The following is a 20,284-nucleotide window of genomic DNA, read 5'->3' on the forward strand; positions in this document are numbered from 1 at the left end:
TGTGGCCGATCACTACGAAGTGCTGGGCGTCGCCCGCGACGCCTCCGCCGACGAGATCAAGAAGGCGTACCGCCGCCTCGCGCGCGAACTGCACCCCGACGTCAATCCCAGCGCCGACGCGTCCGACCGCTTCAAGCTCGTCACGCACGCCTACGACGTCCTGAGCGATCCGCAGCAGCGCCAGCAGTACGATCGCGGCCCGCAGGACGGCTTCGGGGGAGGCGCCCAGGGCTTCGGCGGCTTCGGCGACATCTTCGAGACGTTCTTCGGTCAGGGGGGCCAGGGCTCCTCGCGGGGGCCGCGCTCGCGCCGGGAGCGTGGCCAGGACGCTCTGCTGCGCGTCGAGGTCTCGCTCGACGAGGTCATCTTCGGCACGCACCGCGACCTCGAGGTCGACACGGCGGTCCTCTGCGAAACCTGTCAGGGTTCCTGCTGCCAGCCGGGAACCTCGCCCGTGACCTGCGACATCTGCCACGGCTCCGGCCAGATCCAGCGCACCGTCCGCTCCCTCCTCGGAAACGTCATGACCGCGAGCCCCTGCGGGACCTGCCGCGGCTACGGCACCGTCATCGCGACTCCCTGCTCGACCTGCCAGGGCCAGGGTCGGGTGCGCGCGCGCCGCACGATCCCGGTCGACGTGCCTGCGGGCGTGGACACGGGCCTGCGACTGCAGATGCCTGGCAGCGGAGAGGTCGGTCCCGCGGGCGGGCCGAACGGCGACCTCTATCTCGAGATCAAGGTCAAGCACCACGACGTGTTCAGCCGCAACGGCGACGACCTGCTCTGCACGCTCGAGGTGCAGATGACGGATGCGATCCTCGGGTCGACGGCGACGCTGGCCGCGCTCGACGGCGACATCGAGATCGAGGTCAAGCCGGGCACACAGAGCACCGAGATCCTCACGATCAAGGGTCGCGGAGTGACGCGCTTGCGCGGGAACGGCCGCGGCGACCTCAAGATCGGGGTGCAAGTCGTGACGCCGACCAAGCTCGGTCACCGCGAGCGCGAGCTCGTCCAGGAGTTCGCCAAGCACTACAGGCCGCAGAAGCCCGCGCTCACCCAGTTCCAGCAGGGACTGTTCTCGAAGCTCCGCGACCGTTTCCTGGGCTGAGTCGACTGTGGCGCACCACTACATCGATGAAGCGCTCGACTCCGCCGACTTCGCCGTGGGCGCCCGGCTGACGCTCTCCGGGGCGGAGGCGCGGCATGCGGCGACCGTGAGCCGCATCCGCCCCGGCGAGAGCGTGCGGGTGGGCGACGGCCGGGGCCTCGTCGCCACGGCGGTCGTCGAGAGCGCCGAGACGGCGCGCGTGGTGCTGCTCGTCGAGCGGGTCGAGGAGGCGCCGCTCCCTTCCCCGCACATCGTGCTCGTGCAGGCACTCGCGAAGGGCGATCGCGACGAGCTCGCGGTACAGGCGGCGACCGAGCTGGGAGTCGACGAGGTCGTCCCCTGGCAGGCGGCGCGATCGATCTCGCGCTGGTCGGGCCTCAAGGAGGAGAAGGGACGCGAGCGCTGGCGCAGCATCGTGCGCGAGGCGAGCAAGCAGTCGCTGCGCGCCCGGGTGCCGGAGGTGTCGGCTCCCGTCGACACACGCGCTCTCGCGGCGCGGTGCTCTCGCGACCACGTGCTCGTGCTCGAGCCGAGCGCCTCCGCCCGGCTCTCGGCTCTCGAGCCGGACGGGCGCGACCTCGTGCTCGTCGTGGGGCCGGAGGGAGGGATCGCTCCGGAGGAGCTGCGACTTCTCCTCGATGCGGGCGCGGAGGCGCTCGCGCTCGGCGATTCCGTGCTGCGCACCTCCACCGCCGGCCCCGCCGCGATCGCGGTGCTGTCGGCGCGGCTCGGACGCTGGTGAGCCCGCTCCGAAGGCTCCCTCCACAGGGAGGATCGGGGTCCGGGTTCTCGTGCCGAGGGCGAACGGAGACCCGGCAGGGCGGGAGCCCGTTTAAGATGGGGTCATGACCGAGCCCACCGTCTTCACGCGCATCGTCCGCGGCGAGATCCCCGCCGATGTCGTGTTCGAGAACGAGCGTGTCCTCGCGATCACCGACATCGAGCCCCAGGCACCCGTGCACCTCCTGGTCTTCCCTAAGACGCAGCAGTACGCCACCGTGGCCGAGCTCGCGGCGGGTGATCCCGGTCTTCTGGCCGAGGTCGTCGAGGTCGCGCAGAGCCTCGCCGACGCCCACAGCGGGGGCCAGTTCCGCCTCGTCTTCAACTCGGGAGCCGAGGCCGGGCAGACGGTGTTCCATGTGCACGCCCATGTCCTCGGCGGCCACCAGACGGAAGGCTCCCTTGCCACCGGTTGATCCCGAGGGCGACGCCTTCGCCGCCTCCTCCTCCTACCCGGTCGTGCCGGGTGCAGAGACTAGCGGCCAGACGCGTCGCGTCGTCGCCGTCGACGGAGTCGCCATGGTGCGCCTCCTCGGCCCCCACGACCGCCTCATCCGAGCGGTCGAAGCTCGGTTCCCGGACGTCCGGGTGCACGTGCGAGGCAACGAGGTGACCCTCGAGGGCGAGCGGTCGCCCGTGGCCGCCGCCACACGCCTGGTGGAAGAACTGGTGCTCATGACTGCAGGTGGACACGATCTCGATCCCGAGGGCGTGCGCGAGTCCGCGCGCATCCTCGAGAACGGCGGCCCGGTGAGCCCCGCGGAGGCGTTCGGGCAGGCGATCCTCACCGCGCGGGGCAGGAGTGTCCGCCCCAAGACGCTGGGGCAGCGCGAGTACGTCGATGCGGTCGACCACAACACGGTCGTGTTCGGTATCGGCCCGGCGGGCACCGGCAAGACCTACCTCGCGATGGCGAAGGCCGTGCAGGCGCTCCAGCGCAAGGAGGTCGAGCGGATCATCCTGACGAGGCCCGCGGTGGAGGCGGGGGAGCGACTGGGCTATCTGCCGGGGTCGCTCACCGACAAGATCGATCCGTACCTCCGGCCGCTCTACGACGCGCTCAACGAGATGATGGACCCCGAGATCGTCCCGAAGCTGCTCGCTGCGGGCACGATCGAGGTCGCTCCGCTCGCCTACATGCGTGGTCGCACGCTCAACAACTCCTTCGTCGTTCTCGACGAGGCGCAGAACACGACGCCCGAGCAGATGAAGATGTTCCTCACCCGCCTCGGCTTCGGCTCGAAGATGGTGGTCACGGGAGACATCACGCAGGTCGACCTTCCGGCCGGGGCGAGCGGGCTCCGCCTGGTCACGCGCGTGCTCGACGGTATCGACGACATCCACTTCTCGCGCCTCACCAGCGACGACGTGGTGCGGCACAGCCTGGTCGGGCGCATCGTCGACGCGTACACCGAGTACGACCAGCAGAAGCAGGCGCAGCACTTCGAACGCGAGCAGGCACGCGAGTTCGCGAACCGTGCCGAGCGTCGTGGCGGTGCGCCGCGCGCCGCCGCCGACCACCAGCCCAAGCGCCCGCGCGGCTGACGCCGACCGCCCCGTCCGTCCGCCTGCCTCTTCTCGACCGAAGGAACCCAGCCCCGTGAGCATCGAGATCAACAACGAATCGAGCGTTCCCGTCGACGAGGCCGCGATCCTGCGGCTGGCCGGCTATGCGCTCGACTCGTTGCACGTGCACCCCGACGCGGAGCTCGCGATCGTGCTCGTCGACGAGGGTGCGATGGAGCAGTTGCACGTGCAGTGGATGGATGAGCCCGGTCCGACCGATGTCCTCAGCTTCCCCATGGACGAGCTGCGCCCGGGCACCGAGGACGAGCAGACACCGGCTGGCCTCCTGGGCGACATCGTGCTCTGTCCGCAGGTCGCCCAGGCCCAGGCCGAGGTCGCCGGGCACTCGGCGCTCGACGAGCTGCTGCTGCTGACGACCCACGGGCTGCTGCACCTCCTGGGCTTCGACCACGCCGAGCCGGAGGAGGAGCGCGAGATGTTCGGCATCCAGCGCGACATCCTCGTCGGCTTCCACATCCTCGAGCGGCGCCGCTAGACCGTGCCCACCCTCCAGCTCCTCCTCGCCGCCCTTGCGCTCGTCGCCGTCGGCGGTTGGTTCGCCGCGACCGATGCGGCGCTCGGCGTGCTCTCGCGCAGCGACCTCCTCGACATGGCGCAGCACTCGCGCAGCGCCCGGGCGTTGCGCGCGATCGCCGGAGACATGAGCGCCCACGTCAACGTGGTCAACTTTTCGCGGATCGCCGCCGAGACCACGGCGGCGGTGTTCGTGACGACGGTCCTCGTGATCGTCGTCGAACAGCTGTGGCTGGCCCTCCTCCTCGCGATCCTGCTGATGGCGGCCGTCTCGTTCGTGCTCGTCGGGTCGAGCCCGCGTAGCGTCGGGCGGGCGCACGCGCGCGCGGTGCTGAGCTCGAGCGCCTCCCTCGTGCACGTGTTGCGGGTCGCCCTCGGGCCCGTCGCGCACGGCTTGGTGGCGCTCGGCAACCGCGTCACTCCCGGCACCGGTCGCGCGGCGGGGTTTTCCTCCGAGGAGCAGTTGCTCAGCATGGTCGACGAGGCGACGGAGCAGGACGTCCTCGAGCAGGACGACCGCGAGCTCATCCATTCGATCTTCGAGTTCAACGACACCCTCGTGCGCGAGGTCATGGTGCCGCGCACCGACATGGTCACGATCGAGGCGAGCTCCTCGGTTGGGGCGGCGATGGGTCTCCTCCTCAGCCGCGGGATCTCGAGGCTGCCCGTCATCGGAGACGGCGCCGACGATGTGCTCGGCGTGCTCTATCTGCGGGACGTCGCGCGCCACACCTACGAGCGACCCGACGACGACGACACGGTCGCCGCGCTCGCCCGACCTGCGCTGTTCGTGCCGGAGTCGAAGAAGGCCGACGAGCTGTTGCGCCAGATGCAGCTCGAGTCCAACCACCTCGCCATGGTCGTCGATGAGTACGGAGGCATCGCGGGCCTCGTCACGCTCGAGGACCTGATCGAGGAACTCGTCGGCGATATCTCGGACGAGTACGACCGTGAGGTCGACCTGTTCGAGGAGACGGCGCCCGGCGTCTACCGCGTCTCGGCACGCCTGCCGGTCGGCGAGCTCGGGGAGCTCTTCGAGCTCGAGCTCGACGACGACGACGTCGACTCGGTGGGCGGCCTGCTGACGAAGGCCTACGGCCGCCTCCCCGAGCGCGGTGCGACGGCTCGGATCGGCGGCGTCGTCCTCGAGGCCGAGCAGGCGGATCCGCGCCGAGGCACGATCTCGACCGTGATCGTTCGGCGCGATCCGCAGTTCGATCCCGACCGGCAGGCGGGGACGGCACCGGTTCCGGTGGTCGAGGACGGCCGAACCGGCCCCGAGCGGAAGGCCGGGGACCGCACGCGGCCGGAGCAGAAGACCCCGGGCCAGAAGACCCCGGGCCACAAGGCCACAGACCAGAAGAGCTCGGACAACAAGAGCTCCGACACGAAGCGACAGAACGAGGACGCCCGATGACCGACACCCCTCCCTCCGCGACGCCCTTTCGGGCGGGATTCGTGTCGTTCGTCGGCCGCCCGAATGTCGGCAAGTCCACTCTCACGAACGCGCTCGTCGGCGAGAAGATCGCGATCACGAGCTCCAAGCCGCAGACGACGCGACGCGCCATCCGGGGCATCGTGCACCGCCCCGACGGGCAGCTGATCGTGGTCGACACGCCGGGCATCCACCGCCCGCGCACCCTCCTCGGCGAACGGCTCAACTCATTGGTCACGTCCACACTGGGCGACGTCGACGTCATCGGGATGCTCTTCCCGGCCGACGAGCCGATCGGCCCCGGTGATCGCTTCATCAACGAGCAGCTCGACGCGTTCCCTCGGGCGCGGAAGGTCGCGATCGTCTCGAAGGTCGACCTGTCGTCGAAGAAGTCGGTCGCGAAGCAGCTCCTGGCGGTGTCGGAGCTGCGCGAATGGGACACGATCGTGCCGATCTCGGCGGTGACCGACGAGCAGCTCGATGTGCTCTCGGCGGAACTGCTGCGCCTCATGCCGGTCTCTCCCGCGCTGTACCCCGCGGAGGCGGTGACCGACGAGGACCTCTCGTCGCGGATCGCCGAGTTCATTCGCGAGGCGGCGCTCGAGGGGGTGTCGGACGAGCTCCCGCACTCGCTCGCGGTCACCCTCGACGACATGGTCGAGCGCGAGGACGGCTCGCTGATCGACATCTACGCCAACGTCTTCGTCGAACGCGACAGCCAGAAGGGCATCATCATCGGCAAAGGCGGGCAACGCCTCCGCGAGGTGGGCGCCGTCTCCCGCGAGCAGATCGAGCGGTTGCTTGGTCGCCGCGTCTTCCTCTCGATCCGCGTGAAAGTCGCGAAAGAATGGCAGCGCGACCCGAAACTCCTCGGACGCCTGGGCTTCTGACCCCGGGCGCACGCCGTCAGGACGACAGGGGATCACTCTTCAGGACGACGACGCTCCTCCCCGAGGAGCCGTAGCGTGGTGCGCATGCGTGCCCTTCTCGACCGCCCGGCGACGCTTCCCGTCGCGGGCGCGCTCCTCGCCGGGCTGCATCTCCTCCTGCACCTCGCGCACGTGACACCACCCGACGGCCTCGCGGGGGGCTTGCTCCTCGCCCTCGCCCTCGCCCTCGCGGGCTTCCTCCCGGCGCTCGCGCCCTCGCTCGTCGCGGTGGGCGCTCTCTCAGGCGGCGTGGTGGTGCAGGGGCTTCCGATCGACGGCGTCCTCGTCGGCCTCGTGGCGGTGTGGGAGGCGGCGCGGCGTCTCGGCCCGTGGGCGCGCTCGCTCACGCTGGCCGGCGGACTCCTCCTGTCCCTCGTCGGCGGATTCGTGATGGCAGGACGCCTCGGGGACCAATTCGAACTGAGCTCGTCCGTCCGGTTCGCCCTCCCCGCAACCGCGGGACTCGTCGTGGCCTGCCTTCTCGGCGGCATGAAGGTGTTCGTTTTCGTGCGGGGGCTCCGCGCGCCGATCGGGCCCGACGACGCGATCGACGCGCTGCTCACCCGGGTCGCCGGCCCGCAAGACCTTTTCGCGGTGGGACTCGCGGGTGGACAGGCGTTCGCGCTGCTCCTCGTGAGCGCTCTGATCGCCGCCGAGATTCCCGATGGCGCGCCGCAAGTGGTCATCGCAGGAGTGCTCTCGGTCGCTCTGGTGCTGCACCGTCGCTCGCCGGGCCTCGCTCTGTGCGTGGCATGGCTCGGGGCCTTTCTCCAGATGGGGGCCGGCCTCATGCCCAGCCCCGCCGATCTCGCGATCCTGGTCGTGCTCTTCGGCACGGGCGCGTCCGAGTCGTGGCGGATCCGCGTCGCCGGTGCCGTCTCCGCCGTGGCCGGCTCGATCGTCGCGGTCGTGTACCTCATGGCGCGGTTCGGCCTGACCTCCGGCACCGCCGAGATGGTGCCGACAGTGGGCATCATGTTCGGCGGGCTCCTCGCGACGCTGGGGCTGTCGTGGACCGTCGGGCTGCTCGCGCGCGCCGTCCGGCGCGCTCGCGAGGGCCAGACCCTGCGCGCCGAGGCGGAACGCGAGCGTGCGCGCGCTCAGCGCGAGCTCGATGCGGTCGAGGAGCGCAATCGGATCGCACGGGACATGCACGACGTGGTCGCCCACTCCCTCGCCGTGGTGATCGCCCAGGCCGACGGCGCCCGCTACCTCGGCGTGGCCAGCCCCGAGCAGACGGATGCCGCTCTGCAGACGATCTCGAACGTGGCCCGCGACGCGCTCGGAGATGTGCGGGTGCTGCTCGGTCAGCTGCGGCACGCCCAGAGCGACGGGCCGCACGCACAGGCGCGCGATCTTCCCGCGTTGCTCGCGAGCATCGGAGGCGCGGGTGCCCCCATGCGCTCGCGTCTCGAGGTCGATCTCGAGACGGTGCCCCGCGGTGTCGGGCTCGCCCTCTATCGCATCGCGCAGGAGGCGACCACCAACGCGCTCCGGCACGGGCGTCCCGGCTCGCCGCTCGACGTGGTCCTGCGTCGTGAGGCGGGCGACCTCGTGCTCGTCGTCCGCAACGCCCGCTGCCCTCAGGCCGAGCGCGACGTGCTGCCGGGGGAGGGACACGGCCTGGTCGGCATGCGTGAGCGTGCGGCGCTCGTCGGAGGCTCGCTCTCGGCGGCTCCGCAGGGGGAGGACTTCGTCGTCTCCGCGCGTCTGCCCGCACCAGTGACCGCCCCCGTGACCGCTCCGGTCGAGGTTCCCGCCGCCTCCCTCGCCGCCGCCCGGTCGGCAGGCTCCGCCGTCCCCGTCCCGTCCCTCATCCCCGCCCCGCCCGTCGCCCCCGGAGGCCGCACCGCATGACCGACACCATCCGCGTCGTCCTCGTCGACGACCAGGCGCTCTTCCGTGCCGGCATCCGCATGCTGCTGGGCTCCCAGGCCGATCTCGAGGTCGTCGGCGAGGCGTCGGACGGCGCGGAGGGAGCCGAGCTGGTCGCCCGGGTCGCTCCGGACGTCGTGCTGATGGACATCCGGATGCCGGGCGTGGACGGCATCGAGTCGACGCGCCTCATCCTGGAGGACGCTCGGGAGCGGGGCGTAGCGGCGCCGCGGATCCTGGTGTTGACCACCTTCGATCTCGACGAGGCGGCGGCCAGGGCGATCCGCGCGGGCGCGAGCGGCTTCCTGCTCAAAGACACCGAGCCCGGTTTCCTCCTCGCCTCGGTGCGCACGGTGCACGCGGGAACGGCGGTCGTCGCCGCCTCCGCGACGCGCGAGCTCTTCGAGCACTTCGGAGCCGCGGGGAGCGGCCGCGAGACCCCGCCCGCCTTCGAGACCCTCACCGACCGCGAGCGCGAGATCTTCCACCTCGCTGCCCGTGGCCTCAGCAACACCGAGATCGCGCGCGCCGAGTTCCTCAGCGAGGCGACCGTGAAGACGCACATCAGCCGGACACTCGGCAAGCTCGGTCTGCGCGACCGCGTACAGCTCGTCGTCTACGCCTACGAAAACGGGCTGGTGGTCTGACTCCCGCGGTGCGGGGTGGCGGGCGCGGTGCTACCCTGATCGGGTGCTCTTCGGTCTGCTCCTTCTTAGCTGCCGCGACGAGATCTGACCCTCAGGCCTCCCTCGTCGCGGAGTTCGTCGTCGGCTGAGCACGAGTGCACCCGCGAGGTCGATCCGCATCAGGATCCCCGCGAGACGAGACAGAAGCGCCCTGAGCGCCAGGAGATCACCCCATGAAGAACACCCAGAAGCCGTCGCCCATGCCGATCGGCAAGTACCGTCCCTTCCACGAGCAGATCACGGTCCACCTCCCCGACCGCACGTGGCCCGACCGGCGCATCACGACTGCCCCGCGCTGGTGCGCGGTCGACCTGCGTGACGGCAATCAGGCGCTCATCGACCCGATGAGCCCGGAGCGCAAGCGCATCATGTTCGACCTCCTGGTCCGCATGGGCTACAAGGAGATCGAGGTCGGCTTCCCCAGCGCGAGCCAGACCGACTTCGACTTCGTGCGCAGCCTGATCGACCAGGAGGCGATCCCCGAGGACGTCACGATCCAGGTCCTGACCCAGGCCCGCGACCACCTCATCGAGCGCACCTATGAGTCGATCCGCGGGGCCCGCCAGGCGATCGTGCACCTCTACAACTCCACCAGCGTGCTGCAGCGCGAGGTCGTGTTCCGCAAGGACCGTCAGGGAATCATCGACATCGCCCTTGCCGGTGCCCGCAAGTGTCGCGAGATGGAGGCGACCGTCCCGGGCACGACCGTCTACTACGAGTATTCGCCCGAGAGCTACACGGGCACCGAGCTCGAGTTCGCCCGCGAGATCTGCGACCGCGTGGTCGAGGTCTTCGAGCCGACAGCCGATCGCAAGGTGATCCTCAACCTGCCTGCGACCGTCGAGATGGCGACCCCGAACGTCTACGCCGACTCCATCGAGTGGATGAGCCGGAACCTCGCCCAGCGAGAGAACATCGTCCTCTCGCTGCACCCCCACAACGACCGGGGAACGGCCGTCGCTGCGGCCGAGCTGGGCTACCTGGCCGGCGCCGACCGCATCGAGGGCTGCCTCTTCGGCAACGGCGAGCGCACCGGCAACGTCGATCTGGTCGCCCTGGGAGTCAACATGTTCACGCAGGGGATCGATCCGCAGATCGACTTCAGCGACATGGACGAGATCAAGCGGACGGCGGAGTACTGCAACCAGCTGGCCGTGCCCGAGCGGAGCCCGTGGGCGGGCGATCTGGTGTTCACCGCGTTCAGCGGCTCTCACCAGGACGCGATCAAGAAGGGCTTCGAGGCGATGGAGGCCGAGGCAGCTCGGACCGGCCGTCCCGTCGACGAGCTGACCTGGGCGGTCCCGTATCTGCCGGTCGACCCGAAGGACCTCGGTCGTTCCTACGAGGCGGTCATCCGCGTCAACTCGCAGTCGGGCAAGGGAGGCGTCGCCTATCTGCTCAAGACCGACCACGCTCTGGACCTGCCGCGTCGCCTGCAGATCGAGTTCTCGGGGGTGGTCCAGGCCACGACCGATGCCGAGGGCGGCGAGGTCACCAGCGAGCAGATCTGGTCGATCTTCCAGGACGAGTACCTTCCCGCCGCGCGCTCCGACGAGAAGTGGGGTCGCTTCGAGCTGCTCCGCACCACGACGTCGAGCGACCTCGGCGGCTCGATCGCGCTCGACGTCGTCCTGCGGGTCGGCGAGGAGTCGGCCACGGCGAGCGCCACGGGAAACGGTCCGATCAACGCCTTCGAGGCGGTCATGACCCAGCAGGGCGTCGAGGTCACGGTGTTCGACTACGTCGAGCATGCCCTGAGCGCCGGAGGCGACGCGCTCGCCGCGTCTTACGTCGAGTGCTCGGTCAACGGCCGCACTCTGTGGGGCGTGGGCATCGACGCCGACATCTCGACCGCCTCCCTCAAGGCGATCGTCTCGGCCGTCAATCGCGCCCTGCGCGAGGAGGCACCGGTGCCGGCTCTGGCGACCGCCTCCGCCTGACGCGCTGCCGGACTCGCGACGCGAGCCGACGGACGAGATCCCCTGCCGGTGCGGGGGATCTCGTCCGTGAAGGCGCGTCCGAGCGGCCTCAGATCCGGCGCCGCCAGCGCAGACGCGGAACTCCGCTGAGGGCGCGCTGCTCCGGGAGGCTCCAGCCGTATCGCACGGCGAGGAGGCGGATCGCGGTCGTGACCAGGACCGCGAGGGGAGCGGCGACATCGATCACCATCCCGAGCCGCAGCGTCACGACCAGCACGACCGTGCCTCCCGAGGCGGCGATCGCGTAGAGCGAGCCGACGTGCATGAGCGCGATCGGCCGGTTGAGGAGGATGTCACGCACGACCGAGCCGCCGACCGCCGACACGGTCCCCACGAACACGGCAGGCACTTCCGGGACACCGAGCGAGAGCGCCTTGGTCGTTCCGATCGCGCCGAAGAGGCCGAGCGTCAGGGCGTCGAGGGCCGTGATGGTGCCGTCGACACGGTTGAGGATGTGCTGGAGCAGCATCCCGAGCAGGGACGCGGCGACTGCCACCAGCAGGTACGCATTGGTGTGGAGGGCGACGAGCGGTGTCTGCAGGAGCAGGTCGCGCAGCACGCCGCCGCCGAGGCCCGTCGCCGTGCCGATGATGGTCACGCCGAGGAGGTCGATCCTCCTATCGCGGAACTCGCCCGCGAACATCGCGCCCTGGAGGCAGCCGATGGCGATCGCGAGCAGATCGGCCCAGGCCGGGATCGCGAAGACGGAGTCTGCCACCGGAACATCGTTCCATGCCGCGCGGTCCGGATCCGCGCAGCGGCACCTCGCGCCGCCAGCTCGATGTCGGTGGTCGGGAGGATAATCGCCTCATGCCCACCTATCGTGACGAAGCCGTCGTGCTCCGCACGCACAAGCTGGGCGAAGCCGACCGCATCGTCACTCTGCTGTCGCGACAGCACGGCAAGATCCGCGCGGTGGCCAAGGGCGTCCGCAAGACGGGGTCCAAGTTCGGTTCGCGTCTCGAGCCGTTCATGGTCGCCGACCTCCAGCTCTACGAGGGCAGGAGTCTCGACATCGTCACCCAGGCCGAGTCGATCGGCGCCTACGGGGCGCTCATCGCGGCCGACTACGACAGCTACACCGCCGCGAGCGCCATGGTCGAGACGGCCGACCGTCTGACCGATGCCGATGCATCGCTGCAGCAGTACCTCCTCCTCGTGGGAGCCCTGCGTTCGCTCGCGCGGCGTGAGCACGAGCCGGTGCTCACCCTCGACTCCTACCTCCTCAGGGCGCTCTCGATCGCTGGCTGGGCGCCGAGCTTCGACGACTGCGCGCGATGCGGCGCGACCGGCCCGCACGGCGCGGTCGTCGTGCAGCTCGGAGGCGTGGTGTGCGCCGAGTGCACTCCTCCCGGTGCGCCGCGGGTCGCGTCGGAGGTCGTGGTGCTGTTGGGAGCGCTGCTCACGGGAGACTGGACGCACGCCGAATCGACCGAGCCCTCGACGCGCTCGCGCGCGAGTGGCGTGGTGGCCGCGTACACGCAGTGGCACCTCGAACGCGGACTGAGATCTCTGGAGCACGTCACCCGATGAAGCCCTTCACCCACAAAGACGCCGAGCCGTACCGTCCCCTCGACTGGACCGGGATCCACCCGCCCGAGATCCCGCGCAAGGCGGTGCCGGCGCACGTCGCGATCGTCATGGACGGCAACGGCCGATGGGCCAACTCCCGCGGCCTCACCCGCATCGAGGGGCACAAGCGCGGCGAGGCGGCGCTGCTCGACGTCGTGGCCGGGGCCATCCAGATCGGCGTGACGCACCTCAGCGTCTACGCGTTCTCGACCGAGAACTGGAAGCGTTCCCCCGAGGAGGTGCGTTTCCTGATGGGCTTCAACCGCGACGTCCTGCACCGTCGGCGCGACCAGCTCAACGAGTGGGGCGTGCGCGTCCGCTGGGCCGGTCGCAGGCCTCGGCTGTGGGCGTCGGTGATCAACGAGCTGCAGTTCGCCGAGCGGATGACCGCCGAGAACGATGTCCTCACCCTGACGATGTGCGTCAACTACGGAGGCCGCACCGAGATCGCGGATGCCGTGCGGCGGCTCGCGGCAGAGGTCGCGGCGGGTCGGCTCACACCCTCGGGCATCACAGAGAAGACGATCGCCCGGGCGCTCTACGTCCCCGATCTGCCCGACGTCGATCTCTTCGTCCGCTCCTCCGGCGAGCAGCGCACGAGCAACTTCCTGCTCTGGCAGAGCGCCTACGCCGAGATGGTGTTCCTCGATCGGCTCTGGCCCGACTTCAGCCGCACCGATCTGTGGGAGGCGATCGAACGCTACTCCGGCCGGTCGCGCCGCTTCGGAGGGGCCGTCGACGTTCCCGGCGCGTCGGGCTGACCGCGCGAGTGCGCGCGGCCGCCTCCGCGCCTCCGCTCCGTACCGACGCGCCCGAGGGCGCGCGCAGCTTGGCGATCGGAGCGGCGGGGGTCATCCTCGAAGGATGAGCTCCGCATCCTGGGACCCTGCCGGACTGCGTGCGCGGTTCGCCGGCGCGTCCGGCTACCACAACGCCTGCACTCTCGGCCTGCCGCCCCGCGAGACGGTCTCCGCGTTGCGCGCCGACCTCGACGGGTGGTCGGCGGGCGAGAACACGGCGGCGGGCTACGGAGACGTCGCCGAGCGCGCGCGTGCCGCCTTCGCCGACATCGTCGGAGTGCCGGCTGCCCAGGTCGCGATCGGCTCGCAGACCTCGGCGATGGCGGCGGTGCTCGCCGCCTCCCTGCCCGACGGCGCCCGCGTGCTCTGCGTGGACGGCGACTTCTCGTCGATCGTGTTCCCCTTCCTCGCGCAGGCTCACCGGGGCGTGCTAGTGCGCTCGGTCCCGCTGGCGGCGCTGGCCGACTCGGTCGCCGCCTCCGACGACCTCGTGGTGTTCTCCGCCGTGCAGTCGAGCAGCGGCGAGTTGGCCGATCTCGACGCGGTCATCGAGTCCGCCGCAAGTCACGGCGTGCGGACGGCGTGCGACCTCACCCAGGCCGCGGGGGTCCTGCCCGTCGATGCCTCCCGCTTCGACGCGACGCTCACCCACGCCTACAAGTGGCTGTGCTCGCCGCGCGGAGTCGCTTTCCTCACCGTCTCTCCCGACTACGCCGCCGAGCTCGTGCCCGTTCAAGCGGGCTGGTACTCGGGCGAGGATGTGTGGTCGTCGTGCTACGGCCCCGCGATGCATCTGGCCGAGAGTGCGCGGCGTTTCGACGTGTCGCCCGCGTGGCAGGCCTTCGTCGGCGCGGAGGCGTCGCTCGAGCTGTTCCGGTCGCTCGACATCGCCGCGGTCTGGGCGCACGCCTCCGCCCTCGGCGACGCGCTGTGCGAGCGGCTCGACCGGGAGCCGCAGCATCGCACGATCGTCTCGTGGCCGGACGAGGACGAGACCGACCTTCACCGCCTCCAGGCCGCGGGGCTGCGGGTGTCGGGGCGGGGCGGCCGGCTGCGCATCGCCTTCCATCTCTGGAACGACCAGTCGGACGTCGACGAGCTCGTCCGGGTGCTGCGGGAATAGGCGTCGCGTCGCACGGTTGTGCTGGGAGTGAACGTTGCGCAGACTCCTCTCTCGGTCGATATCTGGTCGGACATCGCGTGTCCCTGGTGCTACATCGGCAAGCGCAGTTTCGAGCGCGGGCTGGAGGCGTTCCTAGCCGCGCATCCGGAGGCGCCGACGGTCGAGATCGAGTACCGCAGCTTCGAGCTCTCGCCCGACACGCCGGAGGACTACCGCGGGGGCGAGGCGGCGTTCCTCGCCGAGCACAAGGGAGTCCCGGAGGCGCACGCGCAGCAGATGCTCGACTCCGTCACCGCGGTCGCGGCGAGCGTCGGTCTCGATTACCACTTCGAGTCGGTGCGGCACGTCAAGACCGTCACGGCGCATCAGGCGTTGCACCATGCGAAGGCGAACGGGCGTCAGCTCGAGCTCGTGGAGCGGCTGCTGAGCGCGTATTTCATCGAGGGGCGCGATCTTGCGGATCGGGGAGTGCTCGCCGCCCTCGCGGGTGAGGTGGGGCTCGACGCCGAGGAGATGCGACGAGCGCTCGACGAGCAGCGCCACCTCCACGATGTGCACGCCGATCTCGCACAGGCGCGCGAGTACGGCATCTCGGGCGTGCCGTTCTTCGTCTTCGACGGGCGCTTCGGCGTCTCGGGTGCCCAGGAGCCGGCCGCGTTCACCGAGGTGCTCGAGCATGTGCTCGCGGAGCGGTCGGCCGTCGCGTGAGCGGTCCCTTCGAGATGCTCGGCGCCTCCGATGTGCCGGTGTGCGCAGAGGGGGTGTGCGCGATGCCTGACCGCGGCGAGGGGCCGGCCTCCGAGGCGGCAGCGATCGTCGCCGGTCAGCGCGGGGACTCTTCGACGGTGATGTTCGCGACGGTCGCCCCGTAGGCGGCGACCAGCGCGTCGGCGTCGACGAAGGCGCTCCGGCCCGCGGCGCCCGCGCCCATCGCGATACGGCGGCCGAGGATCCGCTCGTCGGCGTAGACCGGCCAGGCGGTCGTGGAGCCGATCGGGGTGATCGTGCCGCGGCGGTACCCGGTGGCGTCGAACGCCGCGGTCTCGTCGGGAAGACGCAGCCTGTTGACCCCCACCACGGCTCGCAGCTTCGGCCAGGCGATCTGACGGCCGCCAGGCACCAGCGCGAACAGGAATCCTCCGCCGTGTCGTGCGACCACGAGCGACTTGACGAGTTCGCCGTGCTCGACCCCGAGCAGCTCCGCGGCCTCCTGGAGGCTTCCCGCCTCGGGCCGCTCGACCACCTCGACGTCCAGCCCTCGGGCCAGCGCCTCCGCGGCGAACCGCTCCAGACCTTCCTCCACAGGCTCGATCCCGTGCATCCCTCCACCTCTCTCCTCGTCAGTCCGCCTTCCCCCACACAGGATCTGGGAGAATCGATACCGATGTCCTCCATCCTTACGGCCACTCCTCCCGCGCGCACCGCGCCGGCGCTCCGGATCGGTCCTCTCGAACTCGACGCGCCGGTGGTGCTTGCCCCGATGGCGGGCATCACCAATACGGCGTTCCGCCGCCTCTGCCGCGAGTTCGGCAACGGCCTGTATGTGAGCGAGATGATCACCTCGCGGGCGCTCGTCGAACGCACCCCCGAGTCGATGCGGCTGATCCGCCACCACCCGAGCGAGACGGTGCGCTCCATCCAGCTCTACGGAGTCGACCCGCGCACGGTCGCCGAGGCGGTCACGATGCTCGTCGCGGAAGACCGCGCCGATCACATCGACCTCAACTTCGGCTGCCCGGTGCCCAAGGTCACCCGCAAGGGCGGGGGAGCGGCGCTGCCGTGGAAGCTGCCGCTGTTCCGCCAGATCGTCGAGGGCGCGGTGCAGGCGGCCGGAGACGTGCCGCTGACCGTCAAGATGCGCAAGGGCATCGACCCCGACCACCTCACCTATCTCGAGGCCGCGCGGGCGGCCGAGGGCGCGGGAGTCGCCTCGATCGCGCTGCACGCGCGCACCGCCTCCGAGTTCTACAGCGGCCACGCCGACTGGTCGGCGATCGCACGCCTCAAAGAGACGATCGCCGAGGTGCCGGTGCTGGGCAACGGCGACATCTGGTCGGCCGAGGACGCGCTGCGGATGATGGCCGAGACGGGCTGCGACGGCGTCGTGGTCGGCCGGGGCTGCCTCGGGCGTCCCTGGCTCTTCGGCGATCTCGCCGCCGCGTTCGCAGGCTCCGACGAGCGCTTCCGCCCCACGCTCGGTCAGGTCGCCCAGGCGTTCCGCCGACACGCCGAGCTCCTGGTCGACTTCTTCGAGAGCGAGGAGCGGGGCTGTCGCGACATCCGCAAGCACGTCGCGTGGTACTTCAAGGGCTACGCCGTCGGAGGCGATCTGCGCGCACGCCTCGCGACCGTCGAGTCGCTCGCCCAGCTCGACGAGCTGCTCGCCACCCTCGACGGAGCGCAGCCCTACCCTGGCGAGGCGGCCGAGGGCCAGCGCGGGCGCGCCGGCTCGCCCAAGGTCCCCGCCCTGCCCGACCGCTGGCTCGAGTCCCGAGAGCTCGACGGGGCGGAGCGCGACGCCGTGTCGGCCGCCGAGATCCACAACAGCGGTGGATGACCGTGCGCTCTGGGGGTACTCGCTCGTCGACATCGAGCGCTTCCTGCCGGAGGACCACTCGACCCGCCGCTCCGACTTCGCCCGCGACCGAGCCCGGCTCTTCCACTCCAGCGCCCTACGGCGCCTGGCGGCGAAGACCCAGGTGCTCAGCCCCACGGCCGGAGTCGACTTCGCGCGCAACCGACTGACGCACTCGCTCGAGGTCGCGCAGATCGGCCGCGAGCTCGCGACGAGCCTCGACCTCGACCCCGACGTCGTGGACACCGCCTGCCTGGCGCACGACATCGGGCATCCTCCGTTCGGGCACAACGGCGAGCGGGCCCTCAACGCCTGGGCCGAGGGGATCGGCGGCTTCGAGGGCAACGCGCAGACCTTCCGCCTGCTCACCCGGCTCGAGCCGAAGGTGTTCGACGCCCAGGAGCGCCCCTACGGCCTCAACCTCACGCGTGCCAGCCTCGACGCGAGCTGCAAGTACCCCTGGCCCGACACGCGATCCATCGCCGATCCCTCCGGTCGCGCCAAGTTCGGGTTCTACGCCGACGACGAGGCGGCCTTCCGGTGGATGCGCGACGGCGCTCCCGAGGGCGTGCGCTGCATCGAGGCCGAGGTGATGGACCTCTCAGACGACATCGCGTACTCGGTCCACGACTTCGAGGACGCCGTGTTCTCGGGCTACATCGACGTGGAGGCGCTCGGCTCGCGCGCCGACCACGACGAGCTCGTCACCTCGATGCACTCGTGGGTCGGCGGAGAGGTCTCGCACGACGAGCTGGTCGCCGCATTCGACCGGCTCGACTCGCTCGACGTCTGGGTCTCCTCCTGGGATGGCTCGCGTCGCGACCAGGCCCGCTTGAAAAACCTCACCAGCCAGCTCATCGGTCGCTTCGCGGGGGCGGCGACGGAGGCGACGCGCGGAGCCTACGCGCATCCCGATCTCGTGCGTTTCGGCGGCCACGTCGTGGTGCCGCGCGAGCAGCAGGCCGAGATCGCCGTGCTGAAGGGCATCGTGGCGACCTTCGTGATGTCCCGCAACACACGCCAGCCCATCTACGCCCAGCAGCGCGAGGTGCTGACCAGTCTCGCCGACGTCCTGCTCGAGCGCGGGCCGGGCGCGCTCGAGCCGGGCTTCGCCGAGGACTGGCACGCCGCCGCCTCCGACACGGCGCGCCGCCGCGTCATCGTCGACCAGGTCGCGAACCTCACCGACCAGAGCGCGCTCGCGTGGTTCGAGCGGCTGTCGTAGCTGCCGACTCTGCTCCCTGAGTCGCGGGGTCGTCTGGCGGGTCGCGTGTGCCGGGGTGACCGGCCGGAGTCGCGCGGCAGGCAATCGGCGTCCCGACGGCCGTCGTGACGGGGCGGCAGATACGATAGGGAGCATGCCGCGGATTCGACAACAGGATGTCGAAGAGGTCAAAGCCCGCGTCAACATCGGCGACGTGATCGGCGAGTACGTCACCCTCAAGTCGGCCGGAGTCGGCTCGCTCAAGGGCCTCTGCCCGTTCCACGACGAACGTAGCCCGTCGTTCCACGTGCGCCCGCAGGCCGGTTTCTACCACTGCTTCGGCTGCCAAGAGTCGGGCGACGTCTACAGCTTCATCATGAGGATGGATCACACCTCGTTCAGCGAGACGGTCGAGCGCCTCGCCGCCCGCATCGGCTACCCGCTGCAGTACGAGGACGGCGACGGTCGCGCTCCCGAGACGGGCGGCCGTGCGCGCCTCCTCGCCGCCAACGGCGCGGCGGAGGAGTACTTCCGCGAGCAGCTCGCGACTCCCGGAGCCGACATCGGACGGCGTTTCCTCGGCGAGCGAGGCTTCGACCGGGCGGCGGCCGACCGCTTCGGCGTCGGCTTCGCCCCCGAAGGGTGGGACGGGCTGACGGCGGCGCTCAAGCGCCGCGGCTTCTCGGAGGAGGAGCTCGCGGCGGCGGGCCTGGTCAGCAGCAACAACCGCGGCGGCGTCTACGACCGCTTTCGCGGCCGGCTCGTCTGGCCGATCCGCGACGTCACGGGCCAGACGGTCGGCTTCGGCGCGCGACGCCTCCTCGAGGACGACAAGGGCCCGAAGTACCTCAACACCCCCGAGACGCCGGTCTATCACAAGTCGCACGTGCTCTATGGGCTCGACCTCGCCAAGCGCGACATCTCCCGAGGGCACCGCGTGGTCGTCGTGGAGGGCTACACCGACGTCATGGCCTGCCACCTCGCGGGCGTGACCACCGCGGTCGCCACGTGCGGCACCTCCTTCGGCGTCGACCACATCAAAGTGCTCAGGCGCGTGCTCGGCGACGACAGCGGAGTGGGCGAGGTCGTGTTCACCTTCGACCCCGACGCAGCCGGACAGAAGGCGGCGATGCGCGCGTTCCAGGAGGAGCACCGCTTCGCCGCGCAGACCTTCGTCGCCGTCGCGCCGGAGGGACTCGACCCGTGCGACCTGCGACTCAACCGGGGCGACGACGCCGTCCGCCGGCTGATCGACGACAAGAAGCCGATGTTCGAGTTCGTCATCCGCCAGCTCCTCGGACGCTATGACCTCGAGACGGTGGAGGGGCGCATCGCTGCCCTGCGCGCGGCCGCGCCCGTGGTCGCCGAGATCCGCGACCCCGCGCTGCGCCCCGGCTACTCCCGCGAGCTGGCACGGATGCTCGGGCTCGACATGGGCGAGGTGACCTCGGCGGTGCGCGCGGCGGGATCGCGCTCGCGCGCCTCCGACCCGCGCGAGCAGCCCGCTCGGGACGACGCCGAGGCCGCGCCCGGCACCCGCCTGGCCGACCTGCCGCGCGATGTCGTCACCCGCATCGAACGCGAAGCGCTGATGGCGATGCTCCAGCTGCCCCAGGCGATGGGTTCGGAGCTGCTCGCGCGGGCCGCGCACGCGGCCGTCACCAACGAGACGCTGCGGGTGGTGCGCGATGCCGTCGTCGTCACCCTCGAGCACGCGGAGGACCGTGACTGGGTGGAGCGCGTCGCCGACGGGGTGCCGGCTCCCTTCGCCTCGCTCGTCCGCCAGCTCGCCGTCGCGCCGATCCCGGCGGCGGACGAGGAAGGACTCACTCGCTACGCGCGGGATGTCGCGATCTCGCTGATCGAGCGTGATCTGCTCCGTGAGATCGCGGAGCTGCACGGAGCCTTGCAGCGCGCCTCCGCCGACCCCGTGATGGCCCGGGCGGTGCAGGTGAGGCTGGTCGAACTCGAGCGGGAGAAGCGCGCGCTGCGGGTCGACTAGCGCGGTCGACGGCGCTCTGGGGGACGTGTTGCGGTCATGTGAAGAAATCGACCGTACCCCCCACTCGGGTTCGGAGAGCGCTCACAACTGTGTTACCACTGAGGAACAGCAAT

Annotated in this window: 19 protein-coding genes; 17 read left to right on the forward strand and 2 right to left on the reverse strand. The window is 70.6% G+C overall.

Going from position 1 to position 20,284, the window contains the following annotated elements:
* Position 1 precedes the first annotated feature (1 nt).
* From dnaJ to leuA, 10 genes are all read left to right on the forward strand, one after another.
* Positions 2–1,111, forward strand: a complete 1,110-nt coding sequence (gene dnaJ / locus ITJ45_RS05800; protein WP_194608702.1) for a molecular chaperone DnaJ — start codon at positions 2–4, stop codon at positions 1,109–1,111.
* 7 nt (positions 1,112–1,118) lie between these two features.
* Positions 1,119–1,853, forward strand: a complete 735-nt coding sequence (locus ITJ45_RS05805; protein WP_194608701.1) for a 16S rRNA (uracil(1498)-N(3))-methyltransferase — start codon at positions 1,119–1,121, stop codon at positions 1,851–1,853.
* A 103-nt stretch (positions 1,854–1,956) separates the two neighbouring features.
* A complete protein-coding gene (locus ITJ45_RS05810) occupies positions 1,957–2,307 on the forward strand; it encodes an HIT domain-containing protein (protein ID WP_194608699.1) in 351 nt (116 codons plus the stop codon).
* Positions 2,308–2,410: 103 nt separating this feature from the next.
* Positions 2,411–3,436 carry a PhoH family protein gene (locus tag ITJ45_RS05815; protein ID WP_228493755.1) on the forward strand — a complete coding sequence of 342 codons (1,026 nt, stop codon included), beginning with the start codon at positions 2,411–2,413 and terminating at the stop codon, positions 3,434–3,436.
* Positions 3,437–3,491: 55 nt separating this feature from the next.
* Positions 3,492–3,953, forward strand: a complete 462-nt coding sequence (ybeY, locus tag ITJ45_RS05820; RefSeq protein ID WP_194608696.1) for an rRNA maturation RNase YbeY — start codon at positions 3,492–3,494, stop codon at positions 3,951–3,953.
* A 3-nt stretch (positions 3,954–3,956) separates the two neighbouring features.
* Complete coding sequence (locus ITJ45_RS05825; protein WP_194608694.1) at positions 3,957–5,408, forward strand: hemolysin family protein; 1,452 nt, start codon at positions 3,957–3,959, stop codon at positions 5,406–5,408.
* Positions 5,405–6,316 carry a GTPase Era gene (gene era, locus ITJ45_RS05830; protein WP_194608692.1) on the forward strand — a complete coding sequence of 304 codons (912 nt, stop codon included), beginning with the start codon at positions 5,405–5,407 and terminating at the stop codon, positions 6,314–6,316. The genes ITJ45_RS05825 and era overlap by 4 nt, the downstream gene beginning before the upstream one ends.
* An 84-nt stretch (positions 6,317–6,400) precedes the next feature.
* The gene (locus ITJ45_RS05835) at positions 6,401–8,212 is read left to right on the forward strand and encodes a sensor histidine kinase (protein ID WP_194608690.1); all 1,812 of its coding nucleotides are present in this window, start codon (positions 6,401–6,403) and stop codon (positions 8,210–8,212) included.
* Positions 8,209–8,877 carry a response regulator gene (locus ITJ45_RS05840; RefSeq protein WP_194608688.1) on the forward strand — a complete coding sequence of 223 codons (669 nt, stop codon included), beginning with the start codon at positions 8,209–8,211 and terminating at the stop codon, positions 8,875–8,877. The genes ITJ45_RS05835 and ITJ45_RS05840 overlap by 4 nt, the downstream gene beginning before the upstream one ends.
* Positions 8,878–9,089: 212 nt before the next feature.
* Positions 9,090–10,856 carry a 2-isopropylmalate synthase gene (gene leuA, locus ITJ45_RS05845; protein ID WP_194608686.1) on the forward strand — a complete coding sequence of 589 codons (1,767 nt, stop codon included), beginning with the start codon at positions 9,090–9,092 and terminating at the stop codon, positions 10,854–10,856.
* Between the two features lie 88 nt (positions 10,857–10,944).
* On the opposite strand, the gene ITJ45_RS05850 is transcribed toward leuA, so the two are convergent.
* The gene (locus tag ITJ45_RS05850; protein ID WP_194608684.1) at positions 10,945–11,613 is read right to left on the reverse strand and encodes a trimeric intracellular cation channel family protein; all 669 of its coding nucleotides are present in this window, start codon (positions 11,611–11,613) and stop codon (positions 10,945–10,947) included.
* Positions 11,614–11,705: 92 nt separating this feature from the next.
* On the opposite strand from ITJ45_RS05850, the gene recO reads away from it, so the two are divergent.
* From recO to ITJ45_RS05870, 4 genes are all read left to right on the forward strand, one after another.
* The gene (gene recO / locus ITJ45_RS05855) at positions 11,706–12,428 is read left to right on the forward strand and encodes a DNA repair protein RecO (RefSeq protein WP_194608682.1); all 723 of its coding nucleotides are present in this window, start codon (positions 11,706–11,708) and stop codon (positions 12,426–12,428) included.
* The gene (locus ITJ45_RS05860) at positions 12,425–13,228 is read left to right on the forward strand and encodes an isoprenyl transferase (protein WP_194608680.1); all 804 of its coding nucleotides are present in this window, start codon (positions 12,425–12,427) and stop codon (positions 13,226–13,228) included. The genes recO and ITJ45_RS05860 overlap by 4 nt, the downstream gene beginning before the upstream one ends.
* A 103-nt stretch (positions 13,229–13,331) precedes the next feature.
* Positions 13,332–14,390, forward strand: coding sequence for an aminotransferase class V-fold PLP-dependent enzyme (locus tag ITJ45_RS05865; protein WP_194608678.1), 1,059 nt, complete (start codon positions 13,332–13,334; stop codon positions 14,388–14,390).
* A 27-nt stretch (positions 14,391–14,417) separates the two neighbouring features.
* Positions 14,418–15,098 carry a DsbA family oxidoreductase gene (locus ITJ45_RS05870; RefSeq protein WP_194608676.1) on the forward strand — a complete coding sequence of 227 codons (681 nt, stop codon included), beginning with the start codon at positions 14,418–14,420 and terminating at the stop codon, positions 15,096–15,098.
* Positions 15,099–15,213: 115 nt separating this feature from the next.
* Here the strand turns inward: ITJ45_RS05870 and ITJ45_RS05875 are convergent, their stop codons facing one another.
* Entirely contained in the window at positions 15,214–15,711 is a 498-nt protein-coding gene (locus ITJ45_RS05875; RefSeq protein WP_194608674.1) for an aminoacyl-tRNA deacylase, read from the reverse strand.
* 63 nt (positions 15,712–15,774) lie between these two features.
* Between ITJ45_RS05875 and dusB the strand changes: the two genes are divergently transcribed.
* From dusB to dnaG, 3 genes are all read left to right on the forward strand, one after another.
* Positions 15,775–16,947 carry a tRNA dihydrouridine synthase DusB gene (dusB, locus tag ITJ45_RS05880; RefSeq protein ID WP_194608673.1) on the forward strand — a complete coding sequence of 391 codons (1,173 nt, stop codon included), beginning with the start codon at positions 15,775–15,777 and terminating at the stop codon, positions 16,945–16,947.
* Positions 16,940–18,190 carry a deoxyguanosinetriphosphate triphosphohydrolase gene (locus ITJ45_RS05885; protein ID WP_194608671.1) on the forward strand — a complete coding sequence of 417 codons (1,251 nt, stop codon included), beginning with the start codon at positions 16,940–16,942 and terminating at the stop codon, positions 18,188–18,190. Before dusB ends, ITJ45_RS05885 begins: the two co-directional genes overlap by 8 nt.
* A gap of 133 nt (positions 18,191–18,323) precedes the next feature.
* Positions 18,324–20,171 carry a DNA primase gene (gene dnaG / locus ITJ45_RS05890; protein ID WP_194608669.1) on the forward strand — a complete coding sequence of 616 codons (1,848 nt, stop codon included), beginning with the start codon at positions 18,324–18,326 and terminating at the stop codon, positions 20,169–20,171.
* The last annotated feature ends 113 nt before the right edge of the window (positions 20,172–20,284 follow it).

The sequence above is a fragment of the Rathayibacter sp. VKM Ac-2879 genome, assembly GCF_015351245.1.
Lineage (GTDB): Bacteria > Actinomycetota > Actinomycetes > Actinomycetales > Microbacteriaceae > Rathayibacter.